The organism is Streptomyces sp. NPDC005262 (assembly GCF_042872425.1).
GTDB lineage: Bacteria > Actinomycetota > Actinomycetes > Streptomycetales > Streptomycetaceae > Streptomyces.
In genome coordinates, this window is record NZ_JBIAKK010000025.1 from 1 (window position 1) to 19,470 (window position 19,470).

The 19,470-nt window shown below is 68.6% G+C and carries 21 protein-coding genes; 6 read left to right on the forward strand and 15 right to left on the reverse strand.

Annotated features, from left to right (window positions below; translation table 11 throughout):
• The 4 genes from ACFYP5_RS36345 to ACFYP5_RS36360 form a co-directional block, all read right to left on the reverse strand.
• A partial coding sequence (locus ACFYP5_RS36345) for a carboxymuconolactone decarboxylase family protein (RefSeq protein ID WP_389043842.1) occupies positions 1-347 on the reverse strand: 347 nt, incomplete at its 3' end.
• A 484-nt stretch (positions 348-831) separates the two neighbouring features.
• Positions 832-2,262, reverse strand: coding sequence for an MFS transporter (locus tag ACFYP5_RS36350; protein WP_389043844.1), 1,431 nt, complete (start codon positions 2,260-2,262; stop codon positions 832-834).
• Between the two features lie 82 nt (positions 2,263-2,344).
• Positions 2,345-3,640 (reverse strand): glucarate dehydratase family protein, encoded by a 1,296-nt coding sequence (locus ACFYP5_RS36355; protein WP_389043847.1) that lies wholly within the window; start codon positions 3,638-3,640, stop codon positions 2,345-2,347.
• Positions 3,637-4,602 (reverse strand): 5-dehydro-4-deoxyglucarate dehydratase, encoded by a 966-nt coding sequence (locus ACFYP5_RS36360; protein WP_389043849.1) that lies wholly within the window; start codon positions 4,600-4,602, stop codon positions 3,637-3,639. Before ACFYP5_RS36360 ends, ACFYP5_RS36355 begins: the two co-directional genes overlap by 4 nt.
• A 110-nt stretch (positions 4,603-4,712) precedes the next feature.
• Between ACFYP5_RS36360 and ACFYP5_RS36365 the strand changes: the two genes are divergently transcribed.
• Positions 4,713-5,513: an IclR family transcriptional regulator gene (locus ACFYP5_RS36365; RefSeq protein ID WP_389043852.1), complete on the forward strand. Its 801-nt coding sequence runs from the start codon at positions 4,713-4,715 to the stop codon at positions 5,511-5,513.
• Positions 5,514-5,683: 170 nt separating this feature from the next.
• Here ACFYP5_RS36365 and ACFYP5_RS36370 read toward each other — a convergent pair whose 3' ends face one another.
• Together ACFYP5_RS36370 and ACFYP5_RS36375 are read right to left on the reverse strand one after the other, a co-directional pair.
• Positions 5,684-6,646 (reverse strand): nitronate monooxygenase, encoded by a 963-nt coding sequence (locus ACFYP5_RS36370; protein ID WP_389043855.1) that lies wholly within the window; start codon positions 6,644-6,646, stop codon positions 5,684-5,686.
• A 385-nt stretch (positions 6,647-7,031) separates the two neighbouring features.
• Entirely contained in the window at positions 7,032-7,856 is an 825-nt protein-coding gene (locus tag ACFYP5_RS36375; RefSeq protein WP_389043858.1) for an endonuclease/exonuclease/phosphatase family protein, read from the reverse strand.
• Between the two features lie 473 nt (positions 7,857-8,329).
• Between ACFYP5_RS36375 and ACFYP5_RS36380 the strand changes: the two genes are divergently transcribed.
• Entirely contained in the window at positions 8,330-9,454 is a 1,125-nt protein-coding gene (locus tag ACFYP5_RS36380; RefSeq protein ID WP_389043861.1) for a phosphatidylinositol-specific phospholipase C1-like protein, read from the forward strand.
• A 395-nt stretch (positions 9,455-9,849) separates the two neighbouring features.
• Here ACFYP5_RS36380 and ACFYP5_RS36385 read toward each other — a convergent pair whose 3' ends face one another.
• The gene (locus ACFYP5_RS36385) at positions 9,850-10,233 is read right to left on the reverse strand and encodes a hypothetical protein (RefSeq protein ID WP_389043863.1); all 384 of its coding nucleotides are present in this window, start codon (positions 10,231-10,233) and stop codon (positions 9,850-9,852) included.
• Positions 10,234-10,403: 170 nt separating this feature from the next.
• On the opposite strand from ACFYP5_RS36385, the gene ACFYP5_RS36390 reads away from it, so the two are divergent.
• Positions 10,404-10,820 carry a GNAT family N-acetyltransferase gene (locus ACFYP5_RS36390; RefSeq protein WP_389043864.1) on the forward strand — a complete coding sequence of 139 codons (417 nt, stop codon included), beginning with the start codon at positions 10,404-10,406 and terminating at the stop codon, positions 10,818-10,820.
• 119 nt (positions 10,821-10,939) lie between these two features.
• Here ACFYP5_RS36390 and ACFYP5_RS36395 read toward each other — a convergent pair whose 3' ends face one another.
• Complete coding sequence (locus tag ACFYP5_RS36395) at positions 10,940-11,608, reverse strand: nitroreductase (RefSeq protein ID WP_389043867.1); 669 nt, start codon at positions 11,606-11,608, stop codon at positions 10,940-10,942.
• 161 nt (positions 11,609-11,769) lie between these two features.
• On the opposite strand from ACFYP5_RS36395, the gene ACFYP5_RS36400 reads away from it, so the two are divergent.
• On the forward strand, positions 11,770-12,420 hold the full coding sequence (locus ACFYP5_RS36400; protein ID WP_389043869.1) for an FMN-dependent NADH-azoreductase: 651 nt from the start codon (positions 11,770-11,772) through the stop codon (positions 12,418-12,420).
• A 387-nt stretch (positions 12,421-12,807) separates the two neighbouring features.
• Here the strand turns inward: ACFYP5_RS36400 and ACFYP5_RS36405 are convergent, their stop codons facing one another.
• The 5 genes from ACFYP5_RS36405 to ACFYP5_RS36425 form a co-directional block, all read right to left on the reverse strand.
• The gene (locus tag ACFYP5_RS36405) at positions 12,808-13,293 is read right to left on the reverse strand and encodes a MarR family winged helix-turn-helix transcriptional regulator (RefSeq protein ID WP_389043872.1); all 486 of its coding nucleotides are present in this window, start codon (positions 13,291-13,293) and stop codon (positions 12,808-12,810) included.
• A 241-nt stretch (positions 13,294-13,534) separates the two neighbouring features.
• The gene (locus ACFYP5_RS36410; RefSeq protein ID WP_389043874.1) at positions 13,535-14,245 is read right to left on the reverse strand and encodes a DUF6215 domain-containing protein; all 711 of its coding nucleotides are present in this window, start codon (positions 14,243-14,245) and stop codon (positions 13,535-13,537) included.
• A 564-nt stretch (positions 14,246-14,809) separates the two neighbouring features.
• Positions 14,810-15,088 (reverse strand): hypothetical protein, encoded by a 279-nt coding sequence (locus tag ACFYP5_RS36415; protein ID WP_389043877.1) that lies wholly within the window; start codon positions 15,086-15,088, stop codon positions 14,810-14,812.
• A 322-nt stretch (positions 15,089-15,410) separates the two neighbouring features.
• A complete protein-coding gene (locus ACFYP5_RS36420; RefSeq protein WP_389043879.1) occupies positions 15,411-15,776 on the reverse strand; it encodes a hypothetical protein in 366 nt (121 codons plus the stop codon).
• A gap of 1 nt (position 15,777) precedes the next feature.
• Positions 15,778-16,266 (reverse strand): TetR/AcrR family transcriptional regulator, encoded by a 489-nt coding sequence (locus ACFYP5_RS36425; protein ID WP_389043882.1) that lies wholly within the window; start codon positions 16,264-16,266, stop codon positions 15,778-15,780.
• Positions 16,267-16,502: 236 nt separating this feature from the next.
• On the opposite strand from ACFYP5_RS36425, the gene ACFYP5_RS36430 reads away from it, so the two are divergent.
• Positions 16,503-16,853, forward strand: coding sequence for a VOC family protein (locus ACFYP5_RS36430; RefSeq protein WP_389043884.1), 351 nt, complete (start codon positions 16,503-16,505; stop codon positions 16,851-16,853).
• Between the two features lie 135 nt (positions 16,854-16,988).
• Here the strand turns inward: ACFYP5_RS36430 and ACFYP5_RS36435 are convergent, their stop codons facing one another.
• Positions 16,989-17,807 carry an SGNH/GDSL hydrolase family protein gene (locus ACFYP5_RS36435; protein ID WP_389043886.1) on the reverse strand — a complete coding sequence of 273 codons (819 nt, stop codon included), beginning with the start codon at positions 17,805-17,807 and terminating at the stop codon, positions 16,989-16,991.
• The gene (locus ACFYP5_RS36440; RefSeq protein WP_389043888.1) at positions 17,794-18,363 is read right to left on the reverse strand and encodes a PadR family transcriptional regulator; all 570 of its coding nucleotides are present in this window, start codon (positions 18,361-18,363) and stop codon (positions 17,794-17,796) included. Before ACFYP5_RS36440 ends, ACFYP5_RS36435 begins: the two co-directional genes overlap by 14 nt.
• Positions 18,364-18,449: 86 nt before the next feature.
• Here ACFYP5_RS36440 and ACFYP5_RS36445 point away from each other — a divergent pair, with 86 nt between their 5' ends.
• Positions 18,450-18,881 (forward strand): nuclear transport factor 2 family protein, encoded by a 432-nt coding sequence (locus tag ACFYP5_RS36445; RefSeq protein WP_389043891.1) that lies wholly within the window; start codon positions 18,450-18,452, stop codon positions 18,879-18,881.
• The last annotated feature ends 589 nt before the right edge of the window (positions 18,882-19,470 follow it).

The window sequence follows — 19,470 nt, forward strand, 5'->3', positions numbered from 1 at the left end:
GCGGCATTCGCCCAGGCCTCGTCCGTGACGCCGCCGGCCGCGTCGGCGATGCGGGTGCCCTGCTCCGCCAGCTCCAGGGCGGCGCGCTCGGCGTCCGTGAACACCGTGGCCTCGCGCCAGGCCGCGACAAGGTTGAGCCGCGTCGAGGTCTCCCCTGCGTGCGCGGCGTCCTTGGTGTGCATGTCGGTGCAGAAGCCGCAGCCATTGATCTGGCTGGCGCGGAGCTTCACCAGTTCCTGTGTCGCGGCCGGCAGCGTCGAGTCCGCCAGCGCCTTGCCCGCAGCGACGATGTGCTTCCCGAACTTGGCTGCGACCGGACTGGCGAAGAGGTTCAACCGAGCTTCCATGATGCGCTCCTGTGTCGTCGTTGCTCGCTACACCTCTTGGACGGAACGGAACCGGCAAGTTGTGACATCGGCGAATGGGACCTGCGTCTCCCCTCCCCCACCCCGGCGGCGACCACCCGGGACGACGTAGTGGTCGGACCGCCGAGGCGCAGGTCCTGAGCCCGAGGCGGTCCGACGCCGTCGTCAGGTTCGTCAGACCCACCGAGCCCGACCCACCCCGCGTGCCCAGGACTCGGTCCCGCGCACCGGAGCTGAGTAGAGCCCGGTGAAGGTGATGTCGAGGCCGACGGTGCCCGTGGGACAGGCGTCCAGGGCGGGTCCTGCGGAGTGCGCAGTCCTTCCTGTGGATCGATCCGGGCCGGGCGGTACGGTCCTCTCCGGTGGACGTGATCACCGTTCGCTCCCCGGCGGGTGCGAAGCCACGCCCGTGTGCACCACGGTCTGAGACGGGCGGCCGGCGTTCCCGCCGGTGCCGCCCGTCATGTCAGGCCCCTGCCGGAGCCGTTCCCACAGGTCCGGAGTCCACGGTCCGCGCCGTGCCCGGCGTGGCCTTCGGCGCCGTGGCCACGGGGGCTGTCACGGGCTTCGTACGGATCCGGTCGTTGCGCCCGCCACCTCGCACCAGCAGAACACTCAACGCTGCCAGGAAACCGACGACCGTCAGGCCCGCCAGCCCGCCCTTGGTCGAACCCGTCGCGTCCTCGATCAGTCCGAAGGCGGTCGGCGCGACGAAGCCGCCGAGGTTGCCGATGGAGTTGATGAGCGCGATGCCGGGCGCCGCTGCCCGTGCGTCGAGGTAGCTCTGGGGGATCGTCCAGAAGATCGGCGAGGCCGGCTTGAAGCCGATGGCGGCGATGCACAGGGCGCCGAGCCCGACCCACGGCGACACGAATACGGCGAGGAGGGTGCCGCAGCCACCGATGACCAGTAGCGTCACCAGGATCGGGCGCCGCTTGCCGATGCGGTCCGATATCCGCCCGCTCACCCACACGGCGGCGATCGCGCACAGCCACGGCACTGCCGTCAGCAACCCGACCTGGAACTCGCTCAGCCCGCCGATGTCGTCCACGATCGACGGCAGCCAGAACGTCACCGCGTACAGGGCGACGTTGATCGCGAAGTAGATCCACAGGAACAGCAGCATCTGCGGGTCGGCGAGCAGCTTCCAGCGGGACACCTGGGTGGTCGCGCGCTCCCCGGCGCGCTCCTCCTGCTCGGCGTCGATGACGGCGACGAGCCCGCGCTTCTCCTCGTCCGTCAGCCAAGTGGCCTGATCGATTCCGGAGTCGAGGAACCGGTAGACGACGAATCCCAGCACCACCGAGAAGACTCCCTCGATGAAGAACATCCACTGCCAGCCGGAGTGCCCCCACAGGCCGTGCATTTCGAGCAGTGCGCCGGAGATCGGCCCGACGATGACGGTCGCCGTGCCCGAGCCCATCAGGAAGATGGATGTGGCCCGCCCTCGATGGGAGTCCGGCAGCCAGCGCGAGAAGTAGTAGATGACGGCCGGGAAGAACCCGGCTTCCGCGACGCCGAGCAGGAACCGTAGCGCGTAGAACATTTCCGCGCTCGACACGAAGGCCATCGCGGTGGCCACGAGCCCCCAGGTGATCATGATCCGGGTGAGCCAGATCTTCGCCCCGAAGCGCTCCATCATCATGTTGGAGGGCACTTCGAAAATGGCGTACGCGATGAAGAAGATCCCGGCGCCGAGCCCGAACGCTGCGGCGGACAGTCCGACGTCCGCGCGTAGTTGGTCCTGGGCGAAGCCGAGATTCACGCGGTCCATGTAGTTCGCGACGAACATCACGAAGAAGAGAGGGACGACGCGCCGGAAGATCTTATGGATGGCGGACTGGACGGCGGGCGGGTGCTCGACAGCGGGGACTTGTGCTGGTGGTACTGCGGACACGAGCGGCTCCGATCGTGGGCAGGGCGGGGAGAGAGGGGTGAGCGGGACCGGGTCGCACGAACTTCCGGTCTCGCGGGTGCAGTTACCAGCGAGGAACGGTCGGCGTGACCCACTCCGGGTCGGCGATCCGCATCGCGGCCGCGTCGTCGCGGTCCCGCAGGCGGCCGTCGTCGTCGAGCCACCGCTGATGCAGGAACGCCAGCTTGTCGTGGTCGAGTTCGATGCCGAGGCCGGGCGCGTCGGACACCTTGACCGAACCGTCTTCGAAGGTGAGGCGTTCGGTGAGCACGTCCTCGGACTGCCAGGGGTAATGGGAGTCGCAGGCGTGGTGGAGGTTCGGCACGGTCGACGCGACATGGGTCATTGCGGCGAGGCTGATTCCCAGGTGGGTGTTGGAGTGCATCGACACCCCGACCCCGAACGTGCGGCACATGGCGGCAAGTTCTCGGGTGTTGCGCAGTCCGCCCCAGTAGTGGTGGTCGGACAGCACGACCTGTACGGCCCCCTGGGTGAAGGCCTCCTGGATCTCGGCGAACGTGGTCACGCACATGTTGGTGGCGAGCGGCACGTCCGTCTTCGCGGCGACCTCGGCCATGGCCGGCGTACCGAGTGCCGGGTCCTCCAGATATTCGAGTACATCCCCCAGTTCCTGAGCGACCTTCAGTGAAGTCTCCACGGACCAGGCCCCATTGGGGTCGAGCCGCAGCGGATGCCCGGGAAAGGCCTCGGCAAGTGCCCGTACGGCGGCGATCTCCTCCTCCGGTGCGAAGACACCGCCCTTGAGCTTGAACGAAGTGAATCCGTACCGCTCGGTGAACTTCCGTGCCTGCTCGACGATGCCGGCCGGATCGACGGCGGCCCCCCAGTCATCCGTCTCGCAGGCGACACCCGCCGGATGGTCGGCCCACTTGTAGAAGAGATAGGCGCTGTACTCCACCGCGTCCCGCAGCTTGCCGCCGAGCAGCGCGTGCACGGGCAGACCGAGCGTCTTGCCCAGCGCGTCAAGGCAGGCGACCTCGAAGCCGGACACCACGGACAAGCGCAGCTTGTCGGCGGTCTGCACTCCCCGCAGTCCACCCACGTCGACCTGGTTCTCGACCCGTCCCTGATCGACGGCAACCTCGTCCGCCACGACGAACAGTGCATTGAGATCGGATACCTGACGCCCGATGAGCTTGTCGGCGAAGGGCCGGGCGAGCTCCAGATACTTGCTGTCGCCGTATGTCTCCCCCACTCCCGTCACGCCATCTGCCGTGACGACCTCCACGATCAGTCGCGGCGTGTACGGCTGGTGCACGCCCTGGGTGTTGAGCAGTGGCGGGTCGGCGACGAGGATCGGGGTCAGCCGAACCTCGGTGATGGTCAGATCGCGAGTCACAGGGCGGCTCCTACGGGAGTGAGTGCGGATGCGAGGTCGAGGCCGACGGCAAGCAGACGCTCCAGGTCGGCGAGGTCGGCGGCCGAGGGATCGGTGAGCGGGGCGCGAACGGGCCCGACGGGACGGCCGCGCAGCCGGGCAGCGGCCTTCACGAGCGAGACGGCGTATCCGGGCTGCCGGTCCCGGATTTCGACGAGCGGGATGTAGAACTCCCGCAGCAGCCGATCCATGGCACCGTCGTCGCCCCGCCTGCGAGCCTCGAAGAAGGCGTCGGCGATCTCGGGTGCGAAGGCGTGGACGGCCGACGAATAAGCGGGCACTCCGACCGTGGTGTAGGCGCGGGCCTGGATCTCCGCAGTGGCCGCCCCGTTGAAGAACAGGAAGCCGTCGGGCGCGGCGAGCGTGAGGCGCTGCAGGCGGTCGAGGTCACTGTGCCCGTCCTTGAGTCCGACGACCCCGGGAATCCGAGCGATCCTTCTCAACGATGGTGTGCTGAAGGCGACTTGATCGCGCTGGTATGCGATGAGCGGCAGCCGGGTCCGCGCCGCCAGGTGCTCCAGCTGCGCGACGAGCCCGTCCTGCGGCGCGACGACGAGGTAGTGCGGCAGCACGAGCAGGGCATCGGCGCCGGCCTCCTCGGCGATCCGCGCGAACCTGGCGGCCTGGGCCCATCCGTACCCGACGCCGGCCACGACGGGCACCCTCCTCGCCACTACCTCCACCGCGGCGGTGACGACGTCCCGGTACTCGTCCTCGTCCAGGGAGAAGAACTCCCCCGTGCCGCAGGCGGGAAAGACGGCGCCGGGACCGGCGTCGATCTGCGCAGCCACGTACGCACGGAATCCATCGAGGTCGAGCGAGCCGTCGTCGTGGAAGCTGGTGAGCGGGAACGACAGCACGCCGTTCGACATCCCGCTCCGCAGCCGCCCGACGACGGCCTCCGTTTCCGTGTCCGTGCTCATTCCTGCCGACCCCATCTCCGTATGTAGACGCTATCTACGTATGAAGATGAAGGTTAGATACGCAAACATGGGCCGTCAATGGTTCGGCTGCCCTCGCTTACGATCAGCACATGCCGGACCCCATGAACACGGACGAGGAGCGCGGAGTGCGCGAGGTGAAGTCCGCCGCGCGCACGGTCGAGCTGCTGGAAGTACTGGCGGAGCGCGGCGATCGCCCCGCGCGACTCCAGGAACTCGCGATCGAACTCCAGGTCCCCCGCAGCTCGATGTACGCCCTGCTCCAGACCCTGATCAGCCGTGGCTGGGTCCGCACGGACATGACAGGCTCGCTCTACGGCATCGGGATCCACGCCCTGCTCACAGGCACGAGCTACCTGGACTCCGACCCCCGCGTCCGGACCGTGCGCCCGTACCTCGACGAGGCGTCGGAGGCTCTCGGCGAGACGATCCACCTGGGCCGCCTGGACGGCGGAGATGTGGCGTACCTGGCAACCCGCGAATCACACGAGTACCTGCGCACGATCAGCCGGGTCGGACGTCGCCTCCCGGCCCACGCCGGCGCGCTGGGCAAGGCGCTCCTGGCCGAACGCCCGGACTCCCTGCTCCCCGAAGGCCCGTATACCCCGGCCACCCCCAACACCCACACGGACCGCGACGCCCTGGCGGCCGACCTCGCGGCAACCCGCGTCCGCGGCTACTCCATCGACCGCGAGGAGGGCGTCCTCGGCATCATCGGCTTCGGCTTCGCCCTCCGTTACGATGCCCCCGCCCAGGACGCCATCAGTTGCTCGGTACCCGTGGCCCGCCTGACCCCCGCCCATGAGTCCCAGATCATCCGGGTCATGCGCGAAATCCGCACAAAGATCGAGGCGACGACTCCAGGCGGAGCGGGCGCCCCGCACTGGCGCTGACCTCGCCCGGGCATCAGCGCCCTGGCGGTGATGTTGCCGTCGCCCCAGCGACGGGTGTCCTCCACCGCGAGCAATGAGTCGGTCCGCCTGACCGCTGAGCAGCCACCAAGGTTCCCCACGAGCGACCGATTGCGGAAGTGCCCCGGAAAGCGTGCTTCAGTGTGCTCCTGTCAGTACCTTCCTGCCCGGGCCAGGGCGTCATCGGCCTGGGCCGCCAGTGCGGCAACGAGATCGGCTGCGGGTGGCAGGTCGTCGATGAGGTCGACACCCTCGCCCGCCCACACCGGCAGTGGTGGCACATCACCTCGTGCCACATCGACCTGGTAGTCATGGCGCGCCTGGGAATCCGCGGCGAGTTCCGTCTCCCGACCCCGCCAGCGGTCGAGGTAGGGGTGACCGAGGGAGCGAGCCGTGTACTTCGTCGTCTGCCAACGGGCCCCGCGGGCGATGTCGAGGACGCCGCTGCGCTCCGTGTCCTCCCCGCAGCCGCGGACGATCGCCTCGGCGGTCGAGGGATCGACCAGCGCCTCGGCCGTGGCCTGGAATCGGGTGCCGATGAGCGCCCCGGCGCCCCCCAGCGCCATGGCGGCGGCCACGCCACGACCGTCGGCGATCCCACCGGCCGCCAGCACCGGCACGGGTGCCGCCAAGTCCACCACGACCGGTACGAAGGGCAACGTGGCCCTCCCGCGCCGCGCCCCGTGCCCCCCGCCCTCGCTGCCCTGGGCCACGATGACATCGGCCCCCAGATCCACCGCCCGCCGGGCCTCCTCCAGATCGGTGACCTGAACGATCACCGCCGCACCGGCTGCTCGGATTCGCTCGACGAACGGGCTCGGATCTCCGAAGGAGAGCATCACAGCCCCCGGGCCGTACTCCAGTGCCTGCTCCACAGCGCCGACCCCGGCAGCCCAGCTCAGGAACCCGACTCCCCACGGTCTCCCGCCTGCAGAAACGATCGGTAGTTCGCGGGCCAGCCAATCCCGGTCCCCGTACCCGCCGCCCAGCAACCCCAGCCCCCCGCCGCGGGAGACCGCCGCAGCCAGCGCGCCGCCGGCCGACCCGCCCATGGGCGCAGACGCAATCGGATGCTGCACACCGAACAACTTCGTGAACGCCGTCGACAATGCCATGGCTGACATCATCGCCTTCCGGCTCTCTGTGGGCACCAGCCAGGAAACCCTGTCGCCCAGCTCACCCCGAACTGCCTTGGCGACGCAGGACCGAAACCCCCGCCCGACATCGGCCCAGGGCCGAAGTCCCCGCCGGACATCGGCACTCCGGCATCGGCGGACTCCCTGCGGTAGCTCAACTCCCGCAGTCAGCCCTGAGCCAGTCGATGGCGGTCGCCACCACGGCGGCGTTGAACCCGCATGCCCCGAGCCAGTCAGCCACACGCAGCCCGATGCTGCGATGTGCGCCATGACCGGCCCCCTCCGGCCGATGTGCCATGCCTCTCGAAGCGACCCCGCAGTCCCGTGAAGCACGGAGTCGCCTCGAACCCGACTGGAAGCCCCGTCAGTGCGCGACGACCACCCGGCTGATCACCGGGAGGTGGTCGGACGCCGTGGGGTCGGCGTGCAGTACGCGGGTGACCACCGGCTTGACCTGGTCGGTGGTGTAGATGTCGTCGATCCGCTCGGTCGGGCCCTCGGCAGGAAACGTCATCCCGTCCCCGTGACCGGCCTTGGTCCACGCGTCGGTGTAACTCGTCTGCAGTGGAAGGGACTCGGGCGCTGACGGGACCGCATTGAAGTCGCCCACGAGGATCGACGGATCGGTGTCACCTATCAGGTCGACAAGCTGCGGCGCCTGGTGGAGGCGGTCGGTCTGCGAGCTGGCGGCAAGGTGGGTGCAATAGAAGTGCACGGCCTTCCCGCGGACATCGAGCGTGGCGTGCAGCAGCCCGCGCTGCTCCTGACCGGGTGACTTGAAAAGCCAGGTGTTGTCCCACTCGGTGATGGGGTACCGGGAGAGGATCGCGGTGCCGTACTGGATCCGGTGTCCATCGGCAGTCGGCGGGTTGTTGTCGATGTTGGCGCCGAACGCCACGTGGTATCCGAGCATGGCGGCCAGTTCGGCGGGCTGGTCGGCCCAATTGCTGCGCCCGGAGTAGTGGTTGTCGACCTCCTGCAGCCCGATCACGTCGGCCCCGCTCTCCTTGACGACGTCGGCGATCCGCTGAAGGTCGAGTGCATCATCGGTGCCCTGGGCGTGGTGGATGTTGAACGTCATCACATCCAGCACACGGGCACCGGTGCCTTCGGCGGCAGAGGCCTGGGTGATCCCCGTCGTGGCGAGCACGGAGACGACGGCGAGTGCGGACAGGGTACGGCGCAACATGGTGTGGTCCTCCTGCGACGGGGATCAAAGACGACCACGATCATGGTCCGGCCCCTTGGCGGACTCGTGGCCGGAGGGTGAAGAGCCGGTCCCCTGCCGATGTCGGGTATCAGACGCGCACCGGGCTCAGCCGTGGCCTGACGGACGCCGACGCCGTCCGGTCGGGCTCGCCCGCCCCGCCCTGGCGTCACCGGGTTCGGCCACCGGCCGATGACTGCGGGCAGCTTCCGCAGGACACTCCCGACTCTGCTGTGCCGGGAATCTCGCCCGTGCGGGCCGGTCCGCACCGAGCGGTCACGGTTGCGCGGGCCATCCCACGAGGCCGGATCTCGTTCCTGTCGACGGGCCCGTACGTGCACGACGGCCGCCGGTCACAACATGCCTACGGAACCGAGGCGTTGTTGGGGAGGCATTCCCTGTCAGGTCGGTCGGCCTTCGTTTGATGACCACGAGCACCGGCGAGGGTGCGGTCCATGCGTATACGTCAACTTGCACTCATCAGCACGGCAGTTGTCCTCGGCCTCGGCACGCTCACTTCGGGCGCGGACGCCAGCGACCACGCCCCGGTCCGGATGAACCAGATCCAAATGCTGGGCACGCACAACAGCTACCACCGCGAACTGTCCTTCGCGGAGAAGAAGATCCAGGGCGAGTCCGACCCCGACAATCTGTGGTACTCGCACGCGTCGCTGCCGGTGCAGCTCGACCAGCAGCCGGTGCGCCAGCTCGAACTCGACGTGATGCCCGACAGCGACCGGGGTGGGCTCTACACCGACCCGCTGATCCGCCGGCAGGCCGGGCTCCCTCCGCTCGACGACCCCGAACTCGCGGGACCCGGTCTCAAGGTCATGCACTGGGCCGACCACGACTACAACACGACGTGCTCGACGCTGGTGAAGTGCCTGCGACAGGTGAAGACCTGGTCGGACGCGAATCCGAACCATGTGCCGATCCCGATCCTGCTCGAGCTCAAGGCGACGGACCCGAAGCTGGAGCAGCTCGGAGGCCCGAAAAGCCCTCCTTGGGATGCGAAGCAGTTCGACCGGCTCGACACCGAGATCCGATCGGTGTTCGACGCCGACGAGCTCATCACACCGGACACGATTCGCCACCGGGGCCTGACGCTCGAGGAGTCCGTACTGCGCCACGGTTGGCCGAGCCTGGCTCGGGCGCGCGGCAAGTTCGTGTTCCTGATGGACAACAAGGACGCCAAGCTGCAGGCGCCTTACCTCAGCGGTCGGCCGAATCTCGAAGGCCGTGTGCTGTTCACCGACTCCGCTCCTGGCCGCGCTGACGCCGCATTCCTCGAGGAGAACGACCCGACCAGCGCGAACACCGCGAAGATCCAGGACTGGGTGCGCAAGGGTTACTTCGTCCGTACACGCAGCGACGTCCCGTTCGGCGCGGCCAGGACTGGTGACACGAAGCAGCTCGAGGCCGCGCTGGCCAGCGGCGCCCAGATCATCAGCACCGACTTCCCGGTGCCCGGGCTCGCTGCCCGGTACGGCAGCGACTACGTGGCTCAGCTCCCTGGCGGCGGGCCCGCCAGGTGCAACCCCGTCGATGCACCGAGGGCCTGTCACACCGTCGAAGACTGACGGCCCGCGCCTTGGGGCTGCCCGGGGTGGGTTGTCGTCGGGTACGACAGGCCGCGAGGGGCGTTGGCAGAGTTCCAGCGCCTGAGCTGCCCCGAGCTACTGCGGAGCCCGATCCCGAATGCCGGAAGTCGTGTTCGAAAATCGGCGGGCGGTACCCGGGGTGAGCCGTTCTTCGTGTACTGCGTGACCCGTCATGGCACGGCCCGGCGGCTGACCGATCTCGACGTTGACGTCGTGCTGGTGCAGCCGCCGGGCAGCCTTGGTGACGGGTGCTACCGGCCGGCGCTTCGCCGGCCGCGACACCACATGGCAGCCGGCGGATACGCCGACACCGGCTCGAAGAAGGCCGAGCAAACGACTCGCGGGTGCGCGATCCCGCCCAGCCAGTCGGCCGGCTACGGGGCTGCCGCGCGGAAGAGAGCCAGGAGGGCCTGGGCCGACGGGGTGTCCGGGTCGAAGAACTGCGTGTCCGGCACGGGTGGCACAGCCGTTCCGTGCAGGCGGACCTCGTGGCACCTGAAACAGAACGCCGCCTCGAACAGCGCCAGGTCAAGAGAGTCCTCGTACGCCCGGATGCTCCAGCCCGGCGAGAAGCCGCAGCGGTGCTGTTCGCTGCCGGGCAGCATCTCGATCAAGGTCAGGGCCTCGGCGGCCTCGCTCCCGGTCCAGTGGGCGACCACCCTGCCGGGGTATGGGACGCCCCGTCCGGTCGGGAGGGAGGAGATCCGTACGACCTCGATCAGCACGGTGGCGGCGACGGCTTCGGCGGGGAGCTGCATGTGCGCAGTCTGCCCGCAAAGGTGGTTGGCTCCGCTGCTTCCGAGTCCGTTCGCGACGGCAGGACCTGGTTCCATATCAGGCAAGGCTCGCTCTGCCGGTGCGACGGTTCCTGAATCTCAGGGAGAGAAGGACCGGAGCTCTCAAGGGCGGAACCTGCCAGTATTTCCGCGTGGAGATCCGTCGCATCACTCAGGTCGAGGCCGTCAAGGCGGCCGGGCACCTGTTCGATGATTTCCCCCGGCAGGAAGCGACTGAGAGTTTCCTGGCGGACGAGCGTCACCACCTGCTGATCGCCTACGTGGACAACGTCCCGGCAGGCATGGTCACCGGTGTCGAGATGATGCATCCGGACAAGGGGACCGAGATGTTCCTGTACGAGCTGGGCGTGGACGAATCGTTCCGCGGGCAGGGCGTAGGCCGGACTCTGGTGTCGGCACTTGCGGACTTGGCACGCGAACGTGGCTGCTACGGCATGTGGGTGATCACGGACGAGGACAATGCGGCGGCACTGGCGACGTACCGACACGCCGAGGGCGTACCCGAGGAGGGGCAAGTGGTGCTCGTCTGGACGTTCGATCAGACGTAGATCCACAGGACGGACCCGCTTGCCGCATCAGGCAGTTGGGACGCGCGGCCCGGGTCCCGCACCTGGCGCGCCTCCCCGCCGGATCCCCGCCGAACCTATTCGGCCGAGGGCAGGCGGTGTCAGTGACCGTCGACGAAAGTGACCGTCTCGTCGAACGGTGCCCGTCCCGTACGGGTGTAACCCACGGTGACGTCCTCGAACCCGATCGACATGCCGCAGAAGAGGATGAGCCCGTCCGGGGGTGACAGGACCTCCGCGACGGTCTTCCGGTACTTCGCCCATGCCATCTGCGTGCAACTGTGCAGGCCCTCGGCGCGGAGCAGCAGCATGACGGTCTGCAGATACATGCCGACGTCGGACCATTGGGCTGGGCCCAGGTCGCGGTCGATGTAGCAGAACAGGGCGGCGGGCGCGCCGAAACAGTCCCAGTTCGCGGAAGCGGCCCTCTGGCGCGCCTCCACGTCCTCGCGCGGAATGCCGAGTGCGCCGTAGCGCTGCTCGCCGAAGGCGGATCGGCGTTCGCGGTACGGGGACTTCAGTGCGGGCGGGTACTGCTCGTACTCCGGCTCGTCCCAGGGGTCGCCTGCGGCTATGCGCTCACCGGCACGCTTCTTGAGTTCGGCCAGCGGCGCGCCGGTCAGCACGTAGGCGCGCCACGGCTGCAGGTTCGATGCGGAGGGCGCCCAGGACGCGGCGGACAGCACACGCTCCAGCACCTCCTTCGGGATGGGCCGGTCGGTGAATCCGCGCACTGCCCGTCGGCTTGTGACCGCCTCATAGACGTCCATGAACGCGCATCTCCCTGCTCGACGTGACCCTCTTCGTTGCACTCACTATCGTATTACTCGCGACAGTATCATTCAATACCATCTTGTGTTTGACTGTCGTCGAGTACGAATCCTCAGCCCCTGGCTCCCCGCCTCGGGCACTGCTCTTTTGGAGAAGGTCCATGGCCACGCTGCTACACATCGACTCGTCCGCGTTCCCCGGCGAGGCGTCCTCGTCCCGTTCGGTCGCGGACGCCTTCCGTAAGACCTGGGAGGAACAGCATCCGGAAGGCACGGTGTTCTACCGCGATGTCGCCGCCAACCCGGTGCCGCACATCACCGCCGACGCCCACACCGCCGGTTTCACCGACCCGTCCGAGCACACCCCGGAGCAGTCCGCCGCGTTCGCCGCACGCGTGAAGCTCATCGAAGAGCTGGAGCAGGCGGACGCCGTCCTGATCGGCGCCCCCATGTACAACTACTCGATCCCGTCGACTCTCAAGGCGTGGCTGGACAACGTGATCCTGCTCGGCCGCACAGCGGGCGAGACCCCCTCCGCCCAGGGCACGCCTGTCACCGTCGTCGCCAGCCGGGGCGGCTCCTACGCGCCGGGCACCCCGCGCGAGGACTATGAGTTCGTACAGAACTACCTGGAGGCCGTCCTCAAGGGCACCCTCGGCCTGGACCTCGACTTCATCGTCCCCGAACTCACCATGGCCCCCCGCAACCCGGCCATGTCCGGACTGATACCCCTCTACGAGGCCTCGCGCGAGCGCGCCTTCGAGGACGCGGCCACCAAGGCCAAGGAGCTCTCGGAGCGCCTCGCGGTGTAACCGACGGGCCATGGACGCCGTGTGACGCCTCGACCCAGGACATCACACGGCGTCCTCGTCGCGTGCACCCTCTCCGCCGGTGATGTGGGCGCGCTGCCCCTGGAGGCCTTCGGCCCGGCCGGCGCTCGGGGCAGCCGGGGCCTGGGACCTGCCGGCCCCACGTCGAGACGACGGCGGTGCGTACGAGGGGGAAGAGCACACCGTCGCCCAGGTATGCCACGCAGTAGTCGCGCCGCCAGTTCGGTCCCCGTCGGTGACGGAGCCCAGACCGCCCCTCGGCCAGGGCGGCACGCGGCAGCGATGGCTACCGCTCAAGGCCGGGTTCACCGCGAAAGACGCATGAGACGAAGCGCGCCCACCGGCAGGCGACCCGTGCGCCGGACACGCCTATGCCTCTCCGCCTGCGGGATGGGCAAACCGGGTCAGCAGATCCGTCAGCCGCTCGAGCTCGCCGGGTCGCAGTTCGGCAGCCAGACTCTCAGCCAGCGGTACCGCCGCCACATGAGCTGCATCGAAAAGCTCGATGCCCTGAGGCGTGATCTCCACCGCCCGCACCCGCCGGTCCCCCGGAACGGTCTTGCGTACGGCCAGCCCCCTACGCTCAAGGTCGTCCACGACCCGCATGATTCCCGCCTTGTCCGACCCCGTCGCCGCCACCAGGTCCCGCTGCACCGTGGGTCCGCGGTCGACGAGCACGATCAGCACGGCAAAATGCCGCAGCTCGATACCGAGCGGCCGAAGCGCCTCCTCCATCACCGCGGCCGCGTGCCAGTGCGCCCGACGCAGAAGCAGGCCGAGAGCGAAAGGCGAGGCATCCCCGGGGCGGTCGGTCACACGCGAGGCGGTGGTTCTGCGAGGAATATCGGCGGTCATGAAGCCAGATTACAGCCATCTATTCGTTCGATACGTTCTCATATGAAACTAAATGCGCCCCGTCTCCTGCGGATCGCATCGCAGGACCTGACCAAGACCGCAGGCCGCGGAGGTGTGCTTCCAGGCCGCCAAGGGTGAGTACGGCCTGGACCACCGTCAGATGGGGCTCCACCGCGGCCCGATATGGCAACCCCGGCCCGCTCCACCACCGTCCGTGCTCGATGACGGGCGCCGGAGGCCGTCACCGGTCGGCAGTCCACCCCGGGACGGTCGGCAGCACCTTCTCGGCGACGCGGAGCAGCACCGCGTCGTCCGGCACCCCGCCGTCCTCACGCCACAGGACCACCTCGAAGGAGCCGCCGCTGTCCTTTGCGTCCCGGGCCACGGTGAGAGCTCGGGTGGGGACGCCGGGCCCGCTGTCGGTGTCGCTCCCGTCGAGACGGAAACGGATGCTGATGGTGCGGTCCGAGTAGACGACCGCCGGGCGGCCCAGAACCGTCCGCTGCCGCGCGCTGCTCCCCAGAAGGGAGGCGGACCCGGCCACCGGAAAACGGTCGTACGTGGCCGACAGCGTCACGGTATAGGTCCCGAACTCGACCCGAGCCGAGGGAGTGTAGACCTCCTTGCCGCCGGCAAACTTTACGGAGCCACCGCTGCCGCCGGCGGTCTTCGCGGCCTCCCCCGGCGTGCCCAGCAGTTCAGCGAGGTCGGGACGGTTCAGCGCCTCGCACAGTTGCGCCCCGGAGACGAGCCGAGACACCTTCCCGGCCTTCCCCGGCGTCTTCTCGGGCTCGCCGCCCGAGCACTTGGCAGGCGGCAACTCACCGTTCGAGGACGACGTCTCCCCCAGCGTCCACAGACCCACACCGAGCGCCGCCACCAGCGCCACGGCCGCAACGGCCTGCCCCCACGCGCCCGCGCCCTTCATGGGCGCGTCAATATCGTCGGCCATATCCCCCACCTGCCTGATCCCCCCGATACGTGCCCCGGGACCTTAACCCGTGATCATCAAGCGGACAAGGAGATCGCCCGTCACCGCAGCGCCGACCTCAGCCGGGTCCACCTCGGCATGCGGCCAACCGTTGAAGGTCTCAGGGGCGCTGCTTCACGAGGGCAGGCAACATGACGACCACGCACGGATGTTGCGGCAGAAGGCCTCGCCATCACACGCGCATGCCTGGCCCTTCACTTACGGACCGGGCGGCCCCACCCCCGGATCGCTTCAGCGCTCACCCGGGCCGATCAGGGCCGGATGTGTAAGTCGATCCAGGCCGTACGTGATCAATTCCTCGCCGGATGCACCGCCGACGACGGCCGTCGACATATACGCGGTCGTCGCGTGGGCCTCAGGAATCGCGCTCCGGGCATGGCGCAGGTCCACCGGCCAAGGCCGGTGGACGCATGCCGGGCTATGTGCGCCTCGGGGCGTCATCACGGCCGGTCACACATGTATCGGGGCCCTGGCCTGACGCTCTACGGCTGGAGCCGGCCGCAGCACCGCCGATGGGAGGACCGATCATCCCTCCATCACAGCGTCGCATTGCGCACAGACCAGCTGGGCGTACTCCGCCGTGTACCACGAGGTATCGGGATCCGTGGGCCGGCCGGGAGATGACTCCATGGCGAAGGTGTCCTTACCGCAGAGGGTGCGCGGTCCTGGAGTCGTGGTGGACCCTGGGGCGGCGGGCGCTGCGTGCACGCAGCGGACGGGCCGCCCCTCGACCAGTGATGCACCGGTGGCGGATGGCGCTGCACTCGGCTGATCGAGCTCGTACATCACGAAGATCTCGCTCATGTCCCGACGGTAGGCCGATACGGCGGATCACGCAGTGGGACGTGAGACATATCGGCTCGGACCACCCTCGCCACGACGGTCGCGGCCTCCTTCAGCTTGTCCGTCGGCACCCCGACGGCGCGAAGGGTTCCCGCCCCCAGGACGACGCGGCCGCGAACGGCGGGAATTCGCGATCCCCATCAAGCCGGCCACGGCGCACCGGCCTGCCACGGAAGAGCTGGTCACAACCGGCAAGCTCGGCTGACCCGACGTGATGGCCAGTGCGACCTCGCGGACCAGGCGGCCGGGCCGGGAAGCCGAGCAGCAGACCGCAAGCGATGCTTCAGCCCCGGGCGATGGACTGTTCGATGAGCGCCACGGTGGCGCGCGGATTGTCGACCTCGATGACAAGGCGGTCGTAGGTTTCGGCGTCGGCGAGTTCGATGACGACCGCCTTGTCCGGGTTCTTCACGTCCCAGAAGAGGCGTTCACCGTTGCTGAGGAAGCGGCCGGCGGTGATCACACCGGGGAGGTAGGTGCCACCGACCCGGATGCCCTTCCGTTCACGGGCGATGCCGGGGTCGTGGGTGGCGCCACGCACGTGAGCGAGGGGGATTTCCAGGCGGCTCTTCAGACTCCAGAGCTTGTCGAGACCCTGGATTTCAGCGGTCAGCAGGCCGCGTTCACGGTCGATGGAGATCAGGGCCATGTCAGTACTCCTCGGGGGAGGCGGTGAGTTGGGCACGCAGGCGCAGGCGGGCACCGAGGACGGTGGAGGCGACTTGAGGGGCGGCGTCACCGTGAGAAGGGCGCAGGGCGTCCTCCAGGGCGGTGATGCCTTCCGCGACCAGCGCGGCAACCTCGGCATCGTGGGTGGCTCGTTCAGCAGCTGCGAGGAGGAGAAGCCCGGCCGCCGGGCCGTTGTCGTACGAGGCGATCGCTGTGTTCAGTGCCTGCGCAGGGTCGGTCAGGGTGGCGATGGCGGCGGTGGCGGGGCGGATCTCGTGGTCGAGGTGGTTACGGAGGGCGGTCAGATGCAGGCTCCGCTTGGAGCCGAAGACTTTGTAGAGACTGCCTCGGTGGATGCCGGTGGCTGTGACCAGGTCGTCCACCGAGGTGCCCTCGTAGCCGTATGCGGCAAAGAGGGTGGCCGCGGTACTGACGGCCTGATCGGTGTCAAAGGTGCGTGGTCGTCCCATGGGCATAACCGTATGCGATTAAAGAACGCTTGGTCAAGAACGAGTGTTCTTTTACGGGAGGCGCTGGAGACGCGGGGAGACATAGACGCCTCTCAGGGGACGCCCCTGGCGATGTCGATCCGGTCAACGCGGGCGCGGACACCTTCCTGCAGCTGCCGTCGCGCGGCGGCGGCGGCGGAACAGACGCAGCAGCGCGGTGTCCGCGTCAGCGGCTTGCCCAGGCTTACCCTGACCGCATGATCACCGGTGGACACGTCATCATTTACAGCCGTGACGCAGAAGCGGACCGGGCCTTCTTCCGGGATGTGCTGGAGTATCCGCACGTCGATGCGGGAGGCGGCTGGCTGATCTTCAAGCTTCCGCCGACCGAGATCGCCGTGCATCCCACGGACGGTCCGGAGTCGCAGGAGCTCTACCTGATGTGCGACGACATCAACGCAACGGTGAAGAACCTGGCCGCGAAGGGCGTGGAGTTCACGCAGGCGGTCACTGATGCGCGCTGGGGGCGGCTGACCAGGTTCCGCCTGCCGGGCGGCGGCGAGGTGGGCATGTACGAGCCCCGCCACGAGCGAGCTACCGAGTTGTAGAACGCACACGCCGCGCACCCCGCGCTCGCTGAACTGACCGCCGAGGTCACTGTCGGGCCCCCGCCCCGACCGTCGCCCGCGACGCGGACGGCAGGGTCGCCTACGGGAGATGCCCGCCCGGCACAGGCCTCCTCGCTACGGCGAATCCGGTGGACCGGTGTCTGCCGGGGAGTCGGGCGTGGTGCTCAAGGGCAGCAGCCGGGGGCGTTTTGCGGTGCGGCCGTCGCCGGAGGACTGGCCTCGCAGACGGCGTACGAGCCAGGGGCCGAGGAATGCGGCCGCCCAGCGCACCTCAGCTGCTGCAGATCGCCAGCCGGCGGGGACCGGCTGTGGAGGCAGTGGGAGCGTCCAGGCGTCGTCACTTCCGGGCAGGTGAATGGCGTGGGCCACGGCCGCGGCGATCCGCTCGTGACCCAGGGGGCTCGCGTGGAGTCGGTCAGCGCTCCACAGCCGTGGGTCGGTGGTGACGGCGTGCCCGGCGGTTTCGGCGACCGTGACCCCGTGCCGGGCCGCCGCAGCGCGGATGCGCGCGTTGAGGTCGAACACGCGGGACCTGACCGGCCGGGCAAGTGGCGCGATCTTCCCGACGTCGGGGAAGGTGAGGGTCACCACGTGGGCCCCGGTAGCCGTGAGCGCGGTGAAGACTTCTTCCAGATGCCCGGCCACCTCCGCGGCGTCGAACCGGGGTCGGAGCAGGTCGTTGACCCCGGCGACGACAGTCGCCAGATCGGGTCGCAGGGCCAGGGCGGGCCCCAGCTGTTCGGTGCGGACCTGGCCGGCGACACGTCCTCGTACGGCTAGATTGGCGTACTCGAGAGACGGGTTGACGGCCGCGAGGCGCTCGGCGAGCCGGTCGGCCCAGCCCCGCAGACCGACGATGTCGTCGCCGTCGCCGAGCCCTTCGGTCTGGCTGTCGCCCAGGGCCACGTAGCGCAGGTATTCACCGCTGTTCAAGACTCGTCCGCCTCTCCCGCAGAACGGCTGAGATCCGCAGGCACCAGTCCCGGTTGCCCTGCTCAAAGGCCAGGCCGCGCAGGCAGGTCAGGTACGGCCCGATCCGCTCGCCTCGACGCAGGAACTCGTCCTCGTCCGCTTCGCCACGCATCTGCCGCAGCAGCTTGCCGAAGAGCTCGATCCTGGCCTCGGCTGCGGTCGCTCGCTCTTCGAGTTGCGCGATCACCGGCGCGGTACCGATGTGGTCGGCGGCCTGGACCTTGACGAGCAGGTCGTCGCGGATGAACGAGGGCTTCGATACGGATGCGGCAAACCTGTCCAGCTCGGCGAGCCCGGCGTCGGTCACCCGGAACAGCCGTTTGTTGGGCCGGGTCTCCTGGACCACCTGCCGACCGGCAACCAGCCCCTCCTTCTCCAGCTTGGTCAGCTCGGCGTACAACTGCTGGGGCAGCGCGTGCCAGAAGTTCGCGACACCGACGTCGAACGCCTTGGCCAGTTCGTATCCGCTGTATTCGCCGTCCAGCAGCGCCGCCAGCACGGCATGTCGCAAGGCCATCGAAGGTGCCCCTTCCCTTTCCCTGTCCGCCACTGCATCATACTCAAGAAAGTGACTAGTCACATTCTTGAGTAACAGGAGGGGTCATGGAGACTGCTGAACGCTTCCGCACCGCCGTGGAGAAGCACGATCTCGCAGCGCTGGAAGACCTGTTCACCGAGGACATCCGCCTCTACAGCCCGGTGAAGTTCACCCCCTTCGAGGGCAAGCCCATGGTGCTGGGACTCTTCGGCGTCCTGCTGCGCACCTTCGAGGACTTCCGCTACGTCGGACACTTCGAGGGCGCGGCCGAGACCAGCACCGATGGCGAAGAGACCCCCTCGGCGATCCTCCTCTTCCGTGCCACCGTGCACGGCAAGGAGATCCACGGCATCGACCTGCTCCAGTTCGACGAGACGGGCCGGATCAAGGAGTTCACCGTCATGGTCCGCCCGCAGTCCGCGGTGCACGCCCTGGGCGAGGCGGTACTCGCCGGCCTGGTCGCCGACGGCCTCGTCCCCGTGCCCGACGGCCGCTGAGGGGGCGCATGCGGGAATCATCGGACCCGCCACCAAGGGTCCCGGTGCCGCGGCGGCGAGAGTCGCGAGCACAGGCCCATGGGCAGGTGTCGATACCGATGCCTGATCCCGCACCTTGCCTCTCGGGCTGCTCCGCCTGGGGGTGAACGGCCCCGGGTGAGCACGACGTCCGAGAGGTGAGGTGGCCGCAACAACCTCCCGCCTCACTCAAGCCGTTCGGCGGCGGTCCAATAGGCGGCCTGAGCCTGGTGGCTCGCTGCGGATGCGGGCGCCTCGCACCGTTGAGTGCGAGGACGTCGCGGTCGCGGGCGTGCTTGCTACGCCGACGCAGGTAGGCGTGCAGGCCCCGGGTCCGGACCGTGTGGTCGGGGTGATGTGAGTTGGTCAGGATGACCTGCCGCAAAGATCCGAAGTGGGCTTCGACGGGGGTTGGCCCAGGGCGCGCAGGTCGGCGTGAAGCACATCATTTCCTGGCCGCCCACCTGTGGATCCGCCAATTCAGGTGGTCGGAGAGATCGTCAAGAAAACACGGACCGGGGCGCCGTCCGGACGCGGTCACCGGCGGCGAAAAGCCCACCTTGCGGCCGGA

Coding starts and splice junctions, on each gene's coding strand:
- ACFYP5_RS36360 (WP_389043849.1), bottom strand. CDS start 4,602: ATGAGCACGGACACGGAAACGGAGGCCGTCGTCGGGCGGCTGCGGAGC.
- ACFYP5_RS36365 (WP_389043852.1), top strand. CDS start 4,713: ATGCCGGACCCCATGAACACGGACGAGGAGCGCGGAGTGCGCGAGGTG.
- ACFYP5_RS36370 (WP_389043855.1), bottom strand. CDS start 6,646: ATGGCATTGTCGACGGCGTTCACGAAGTTGTTCGGTGTGCAGCATCCG.
- ACFYP5_RS36375 (WP_389043858.1), bottom strand. CDS start 7,856: ATGTTGCGCCGTACCCTGTCCGCACTCGCCGTCGTCTCCGTGCTCGCC.
- ACFYP5_RS36380 (WP_389043861.1), top strand. CDS start 8,330: ATGCGTATACGTCAACTTGCACTCATCAGCACGGCAGTTGTCCTCGGC.
- ACFYP5_RS36385 (WP_389043863.1), bottom strand. CDS start 10,233: ATGCAGCTCCCCGCCGAAGCCGTCGCCGCCACCGTGCTGATCGAGGTC.
- ACFYP5_RS36395 (WP_389043867.1), bottom strand. CDS start 11,608: ATGGACGTCTATGAGGCGGTCACAAGCCGACGGGCAGTGCGCGGATTC.
- ACFYP5_RS36400 (WP_389043869.1), top strand. CDS start 11,770: ATGGCCACGCTGCTACACATCGACTCGTCCGCGTTCCCCGGCGAGGCG.
- ACFYP5_RS36405 (WP_389043872.1), bottom strand. CDS start 13,293: ATGACCGCCGATATTCCTCGCAGAACCACCGCCTCGCGTGTGACCGAC.
- ACFYP5_RS36410 (WP_389043874.1), bottom strand. CDS start 14,245: ATGGCCGACGATATTGACGCGCCCATGAAGGGCGCGGGCGCGTGGGGG.
- ACFYP5_RS36415 (WP_389043877.1), bottom strand. CDS start 15,088: ATGAGCGAGATCTTCGTGATGTACGAGCTCGATCAGCCGAGTGCAGCG.
- ACFYP5_RS36420 (WP_389043879.1), bottom strand. CDS start 15,776: ATGGCCCTGATCTCCATCGACCGTGAACGCGGCCTGCTGACCGCTGAA.
- ACFYP5_RS36425 (WP_389043882.1), bottom strand. CDS start 16,266: ATGGGACGACCACGCACCTTTGACACCGATCAGGCCGTCAGTACCGCG.
- ACFYP5_RS36430 (WP_389043884.1), top strand. CDS start 16,503: ATGATCACCGGTGGACACGTCATCATTTACAGCCGTGACGCAGAAGCG.
- ACFYP5_RS36440 (WP_389043888.1), bottom strand. CDS start 18,363: ATGGCCTTGCGACATGCCGTGCTGGCGGCGCTGCTGGACGGCGAATAC.
- ACFYP5_RS36445 (WP_389043891.1), top strand. CDS start 18,450: ATGGAGACTGCTGAACGCTTCCGCACCGCCGTGGAGAAGCACGATCTC.